The following is a 6431-nucleotide window of genomic DNA, read 5'->3' as shown; positions in this document are numbered from 1 at the left end:
GTTCTGTCGACCGACTGATTGGCGACCATATTGGCCGGCACACCGGCGAAAGCCGGGGAACTCAGGCCGAGTGCGGCGCAAAGTCCCAGGAAAATGAAGCTGCGAAGCTGCATGGCGAAGATCCGATCGTTCAATGCTTGTTGCCCACGGCGTCGCCCGGCGTCCCCCAAGGACACCGAAAATGCCGCGTGCAATCTATAGTCGAATAAGCGCGGACGCCTCAAGCGTGGGACCGCGCTACTGGGCGTCGAATCTTCGTGATCGCGCAGCATTTGCCGCGACTGTGTTCAAACGATCACAGATCGCGGCTTGGAAAAGTAGAGGTTACTGGTTCGGGACCTGCGGTGCGGCCGGCGCGGTGTTGGTGCCGTTGCTTGCCGGCGGCGTCGCACCAGAGGCGGGCGCGGTGGCCGGAGCGGCCGGCGCAGGCGTCGTTGCCGCGCCATTGCCCGACGGCGGCGTCGGCGTGGTGGTGCCGGCGGGCGCCGGGGTCGTCGTGCCCGGCAACTGGTTGAGCACGCCCTTGCCGGCGCCGTCCGAAGTCGCAGGAACGCGGTCGAGAATGTCGATCGGCTTCTCGCCGTAGCGGGCAATGATCGACAAGGTCAGCGACGTGACGAAGAATGCCGCCGCCAGAATAGCCGTCGCCCGCGTCAAAGCGTTGGCGGCGCCACGTGCCGTCATGAAGCCCGATCCACCACCAATGCCAAGGCCACCGCCTTCGGAGCGTTGCAGCAGCACCACGCCGACGAGGGCGAGCACGACCATGAGATGGATGACGATCAGTACGGTTTGCATAGTTTATCCTGGCAAGGCCTTGCCCGGCCGCGGACACGACCGGTGAATTGGAGGCGGCTCAATACAATGCTTTCACGGCATTTCCAAGCCCGTGGCCGGAATATGGGAAGCAACGCGCCCTTTGCAACGAATTTGGACGGGATGAGCCCCGTCCATTGTCGTGGATATCAGCCTGAAATGCTGCGATAGGCTTCGGCGATACCGAGGAAATCAGCGGCTTTCAGGCTGGCGCCGCCGACCAGCGCGCCATCGACATTCCTGACGCCCAGCAGTTCCACCGCGTTGGACGGCTTGACCGAGCCGCCATAGAGAATGCGCATTTTGGCAGCGATGGCGCCGAGCTTTTCCGCCAGCTTTTCGCGGATATGCGCATGCGCTTCGGCCACATCGGCGGTGGTCGGCGTCAGGCCGGTGCCGATCGCCCATACCGGCTCATAGGCAATGATGGTGTTGGATGGCGTGGCACTCGGCGGCACCGAGCCGGCGACCTGGCGCGCCAGCACGTCGAGCGTGGCGCCTGCTTCACGCTGTTGCTGTGTCTCGCCGATGCAAACGATGGCCACCAGCCCGGCACGCCATGCGGCGGCGGCCTTGGCCTGGACCGTCGCATCGTCCTCGCCGCGTTGTTCGCGGCATTCGGAATGGCCGACAATGACGTGGCTGGCGCCGGCGTCCTTCAGCATCTCGGCCGAGATGCAGCCGGTGTAGGCGCCGCTCTCCTTGGTGTGGCAATCCTCGCCGCCGGCATGGACCGGCGTGCGCGACAGAATCTCCGCGGCATGGGAAAGCAGCGTCGCGGGAACGCAGACCAGGGATTCGGTCTCCGCGTCGAGCCCGCTCATGAAGCCGTTGCCGATCATCCTGAGCTCGTTCAGGGAGGCGCTGGTGCCGTTCATTTTCCAGTTGCCGGCGACAAGCGGGCGAATTCCTGGCGTCATGGTCTGCTTCTCCGGGCAATATCAAGCTCTGGCCCTCACTACCAAAATCAGGCCACAAAGCAATCGACAGTGGGCCGGAAGGGCGCTATTGCGCTTGTTTCAAACTCGGCGCATCCGAAAATGCGCATAAATCGGAAGTAACGATGCTTGGTGTATTGAGAAGCGCGGCGGGTACCTGGGTCGCGAAGACATTGCTTTCGCTGTTGGTGGTCAGTTTCGCCGCCTGGGGCATCTCCGGGAAGCTGATGGGCGGCTTTGCCGGCCACGATTCGGTGATTACTGCGGGTGGCACCAAGGTATCGATCAACGAATATCGCCTCGCCTATGATCGCCAGTTGGCTGTCATGTCGCAGCAGTTCGGCCAGCGCCTCACCCATGAACAGGCAAAGGCGCTCGGCATCGACAACACGGTTCTGTCGCAGCTCGTCTCCGGTGCCGTTCTCGACGAGCAGGCGCGCAAGCTTGGCCTCGGCCTGTCCAAGGATCGGCTGGCCGAGCTGACGCGTGAGGATCCGGCGTTCAAGGGCCCAGGCGGCCAGTTCGACAGAAGAACATTCGAGTACATGCTGCGCCAGGTCGGCATGCGGCCCGAAGATTACCTGAAGAATCGCGCCCAGGTGGCGGTGCGCCAGCAGATCGTCGAGGCGGTCTCGGACGGCCTCAAGGCTCCGGACACTTTCTTCAAGGCGGTCGCGCTCTATCGCGGCGAGGATCGCACCGTCGACTATCTGCAATTGCCAAAGACGCTCGTCGAGCCGATCGAGGCGCCGAGCGACAGCGTGCTTAAGGCCTATTTCGAGGCCAACAAGAAAACCTACGCAGCACCTGAATACCGCAAATTCTCCTATGTCCGCCTCGAGCCGGTGGACATCGCGGATCCGACCGCCGTTACCGATCAACAGGTCAACGACGACTACAACAAGAACAAGGGCCGCTACACCACGCCCGAATTGCGCACCATCGAACAGCTTGTGTTCAAGACGCCGGATGCGGCCAAGGCAGCGCTTGATTCGCTCAAGGCCGGCGCCACCTTCGAAAAGCTGGTGACCGCCGAAGGCAAGACCCCGGCCGACACGCTGCTTGGCACGCTCGCCAAGGACAGGATCGCCGACAAGGCGGTTGCCGATGCCGCTTTCGCGCTCAACGCCAATGAAGTCAGCCAGGTCGTTCAGGGCACCTTCGGTCCGGTGCTGCTGCGCGTCACCGAGATCAAGCCCGAGGTGGTCAAGCCACTCACTGAGGTCTCCGACCAGATCCGCAAGGACCTGGCCCTGGGCGAGGCGAGCCGCATCCTTCTGGATGTGCACGACAATTACGAAGACACCCGCGCCTCCGGCAGTTCGCTGGCCGACGCGGCCGCCAAGCTGAAGTTGAAGGACATCACCCTCGACGCCATCGATCGCAGCGGCCTCAGGCCGGACGGCTCCATCGTCAAGGACCTGCCGGAATCGCCGGAACTGATCAAGGCGGTGTTTGACGCCGAACCCAAGACCGAAAACGAAGCGCTGACCACGGCTGACAACGGCTTCATCTTCTATGAGGTTGCTTCGATCACGCCGGCGCGCGACCGAACGCTGGATGAAGTCCGCCAGAAGGTCGTGGCCGACTGGACGGCGGCGGAGACGACCAAGCGGCTTGCCGCCAAGGCGGACGAACTGGAAAAGCGGCTCAAGGCTGGCGCCACGCTCGACGTCATCGCCGGCGAGCTCAAGTTGGAGAAGCAGACCAAGCGCGGCCTGAAGCGCGAAGCCGACGATGCCGATTTCGGCAAGGAAGGTGCTGCCGTGATGTTCGGCGTCGGCGAAGGCGGSACCGGMCTGATCCCCTCGCCCACCGGCGACGGRCAGATCCTGTTCAAGGTCGCSGAAGTGTTCGARCCCGCCGGRGCCGATGCCAGCTCGGTGCCGGMSGAYGCGCAGAAATCCTTCACCTCCGGYATGTCSGACGATCTGCTCGACCAGTTGGTRGCGCAGYTGCAGACGCAGTACGACGTCCGCGTCGACCAGGCCGCCGTTGCCCAAGCCTCGACAAGATGAGCGCGCTGAAAACCCATATCGCCAAGGTTGCGGGCGGCAGTGCGCTTTCCTTTGAGGAAGCGCGCGAGGCCTTCGACATCATCATGTCGGGCGACGCGACCCCAGGGCAGATCGGCGGCTTCCTGATGGCGCTGCGCGTGCGCGGCGAGACAGTGAGCGAGATTTCAGGCGCTGTCGCCACGATGCGCGCCAAGATGCTTCGCGTCGAGGCGCCCGCCGGCGCGATCGATATCGTCGGCACGGGCGGCGACAATTCCCACAGCGTCAACATTTCGACCGGGTCGGCCTTCGTCATCGCCGGTAGCGGTGTCCCGGTCGCCAAGCACGGCAATCGCGGCCTGTCCTCGCTGACCGGTGCCGCCGATGTCCTGATCGCGCTCGGGGTCAAGATCGACATTCCGCCGGAAACGATCGGTCGCTGCATCCACGAAGCCGGCGTCGGTTTCATGTTCGCGCCCGCGCACCACCCGGCGATGAAACATGTCGGCCCGACCCGCGTCGAACTCGGCACCCGCACCATCTTCAACCTGCTCGGCCCGCTTTCCAATCCAGCCGGGGTCACGCGGCAGATGGTCGGTGTGTTCCTGCCGGAATGGATCATGCCAGTGGCCGAGACATTGAAGGCGCTGGGCACAGAGCATGCATGGGTCGTCCATGGCGACGGCTATGACGAAATCACCACCACCGGCGAGACCCATGTCGCCGAACTGGTTGGCGGCGAGATCCGCAGCTTCACGCTGACCCCGGAAGAGGTCGGGCTGAAGCGCCATGCCAAGGACGCGCTGCGCGGCGGTGACGCCGCTTACAATGCCAAGGCCCTGCGCGATATGCTGGGCGGCGCTGCCGGTGCCTATCGCGACACCGTGCTGATGAATGCCGGCGCTGGACTGGTGGTGGCGGGCAAGGCGACGACGCTTGGTGACGGCATCGCGCTCGCCGCGCAGGCCATCGACAGTGGCCGGGCACTGCAGGTACTCGATCATCTGGTCGAGATTTCAAACGGGTGACCCGTGTCTGACATTCTGCGCAAGATCGAGGCCTACAAGCGCGACGAGATCGCCGCTGCCAAGGCACGCGTGCCGCTGGCCGAGATCAAGGCGCGGGCGAAGGACGCCGACGCACCGCGCGGCTTTCTCGCCGCACTCGAGGCGAAGCGCAGGTCGGGCAACTTCGCCCTGATCGCCGAAATCAAGAAGGCAAGCCCGTCCAAGGGGCTGATCCGTGCCGATTTCGATCCACCGGCATTGGCGCAGGCCTATGAGAAAGGCGGCGCCGCCTGTCTTTCGGTATTGACCGATGCACCGTCCTTCCAGGGCGCCCCGGAATTTCTCACCAAGGCACGGGCAGCCGTCGCCCTGCCCGCGCTGCGCAAGGATTTCCTGTTCGACCCCTATCAGGTCTATGAGGCCCGCGCCTGGGGCGCTGATGCCATCCTGATCATCATGGCCAGCGTCGATGATGGCCTGGCGAGCGAATTGGAAGCGACGGCATTCGAACTCGGCATGGATGCGCTGATCGAGGTCCATGACGAGGCCGAGACGCTGCGCGCGGTAAAGCTGTCGTCGCAGCTGATCGGCATCAACAACCGCAATCTGAGAACATTCGAAACCAGCCTTAAAACCTCGGAACGGCTGGCGCCGATGGTGCCSGGMGGCCRCYTGCTGGTCAGCGAGAGCGGYATTTTCACCCATGACGACTGCCTCAGGATGCAGAAGACCGGCATCGGCACCTTCCTTGTCGGCGAGAGCCTGATGCGGCAAGAGGATGTCACCACTGCCACGCGTCTGCTGTTGACGGGCAAGGTATCGGCCGAGGCCGTCTGACGATGACGTCAGCCCTCACCCATCTCGGCGCGCAGGGCGAGGCCAACATGGTCGATGTCGGCGGCAAGGAAGAGACGACTCGAACCGCGATCGCCGAGGGTTTCGTCTCCATGCAGCCCGAGACCTTGAAGACCATTCTCGCCGGCAACGCCAAGAAGGGCGATGTACTCGGCACCGCGCGCATCGCCGGCATCATGGCGGCGAAGAAGACGCATGAGTTGATTCCGCTCTGCCATCCACTGCTCCTCACCAAGGTTTCCGTCGACATCGAGCCTGACCATGCGCTGCCCGGCCTGAAAGTCACCGCGCTGGCGCGTGTCACCGGCAAGACCGGCGTCGAGATGGAAGCGCTGACCGCCGCTTCCGTGGCCTGCCTGACCATTTACGACATGGCCAAGGCCGTGGACCGCGCCATGGTCATCTCCGGCATCCGGCTGGTCGAAAAGACCGGCGGCAAGTCCGGCGATTACAAGGCTGGCGCCTGATGGCGCTGGTTCCGGTCGCGGAGGCGCTCGAACGCCTGCTGGATGGTGYAGCACCTCTGGCCGGCGAAAGCGTTTCCCTGTTCGAGGCGGTTGATCGTGTGCTGACGGAGCCTGTCGCGGCGCTGCGCACCCAGCCGCCCTTCAATGCCTCGGCCATGGATGGCTATGCCACCCGCGCAGCCGATGTCGCGTCGGCACCGTCGCGACTCTCGGTGATCGGCATGGCGCCSGCCGGGCGYGGCTTTGACGGCWCSGTCGGCGAGCGCCAGGCRGTGCGCATCTTCACCGGCGCGCCGCTRCCYGAMGGCGCCGACACCATCGTCATCCAGGARAACGTCCGSGATCTCGGTG

6 protein-coding genes and 2 pseudogenes are annotated in these 6431 nt (G+C 64.2%); 5 read left to right on the top strand and 3 right to left on the bottom strand.

What is annotated here, in order from left to right; translation table 11 throughout:
* The 3 genes and pseudogenes from AC1DX0_RS28810 to tpiA all read right to left on the bottom strand — a co-directional run.
* Positions 1 to 272: pseudogene (locus AC1DX0_RS28810) on the bottom strand (L,D-transpeptidase); the annotation flags it as partial.
* A gap of 52 nt (positions 273 to 324) precedes the next feature.
* Positions 325 to 798 (bottom strand): preprotein translocase subunit SecG, encoded by a 474-nt coding sequence (secG, locus tag AC1DX0_RS28805; RefSeq protein ID WP_477220484.1) that lies wholly within the window; start codon positions 796 to 798, stop codon positions 325 to 327.
* 167 nt (positions 799 to 965) lie between these two features.
* The gene (gene tpiA, locus AC1DX0_RS28800) at positions 966 to 1736 is read right to left on the bottom strand and encodes a triose-phosphate isomerase (protein WP_477220483.1); all 771 of its coding nucleotides are present in this window, start codon (positions 1734 to 1736) and stop codon (positions 966 to 968) included.
* A gap of 143 nt (positions 1737 to 1879) precedes the next feature.
* Here tpiA and AC1DX0_RS28795 point away from each other — a divergent pair, with 143 nt between their 5' ends.
* The 5 genes and pseudogenes from AC1DX0_RS28795 to AC1DX0_RS28775 all read left to right on the top strand — a co-directional run.
* A complete protein-coding gene (locus AC1DX0_RS28795; protein ID WP_477357803.1) occupies positions 1880 to 3772 on the top strand; it encodes a SurA N-terminal domain-containing protein in 1893 nt (630 codons plus the stop codon).
* Positions 3769 to 4779: an anthranilate phosphoribosyltransferase gene (gene trpD, locus AC1DX0_RS28790; RefSeq protein WP_477220481.1), complete on the top strand. Its 1011-nt coding sequence runs from the start codon at positions 3769 to 3771 to the stop codon at positions 4777 to 4779. The genes AC1DX0_RS28795 and trpD overlap by 4 nt, the downstream gene beginning before the upstream one ends.
* Positions 4780 to 4782: 3 nt before the next feature.
* Entirely contained in the window at positions 4783 to 5595 is an 813-nt protein-coding gene (gene trpC / locus AC1DX0_RS28785) for an indole-3-glycerol phosphate synthase TrpC (RefSeq protein WP_477357800.1), read from the top strand.
* Positions 5596 to 5597: 2 nt separating this feature from the next.
* Positions 5598 to 6080: a cyclic pyranopterin monophosphate synthase MoaC gene (moaC, locus tag AC1DX0_RS28780; RefSeq protein WP_477220479.1), complete on the top strand. Its 483-nt coding sequence runs from the start codon at positions 5598 to 5600 to the stop codon at positions 6078 to 6080.
* Positions 6080 to 6431: pseudogene (locus tag AC1DX0_RS28775) on the top strand (molybdopterin molybdenumtransferase MoeA); the annotation flags it as partial. The gene moaC and the pseudogene AC1DX0_RS28775, both read left to right, overlap by 1 nt.

Source organism: Mesorhizobium sp. P3_A9 (assembly GCF_056402975.1).
The sequence above is the reverse complement of the archived record's forward strand: the minus strand, read 5'-3'. Positions and strand labels throughout refer to the sequence as shown.

Excerpts from the sequence above, each read along its gene's own strand:
- trpD (WP_477220481.1), top strand. The coding sequence starts at position 3,769 with ATGAGCGCGCTGAAAACCCATATCGCCAAGGTTGCGGGCGGCAGTGCG.
- moaC (WP_477220479.1), top strand. The coding sequence starts at position 5,598 with ATGACGTCAGCCCTCACCCATCTCGGCGCGCAGGGCGAGGCCAACATG.
- tpiA (WP_477220483.1), bottom strand. The coding sequence starts at position 1,736 with ATGACGCCAGGAATTCGCCCGCTTGTCGCCGGCAACTGGAAAATGAAC.
- secG (WP_477220484.1), bottom strand. The coding sequence starts at position 798 with ATGCAAACCGTACTGATCGTCATCCATCTCATGGTCGTGCTCGCCCTC.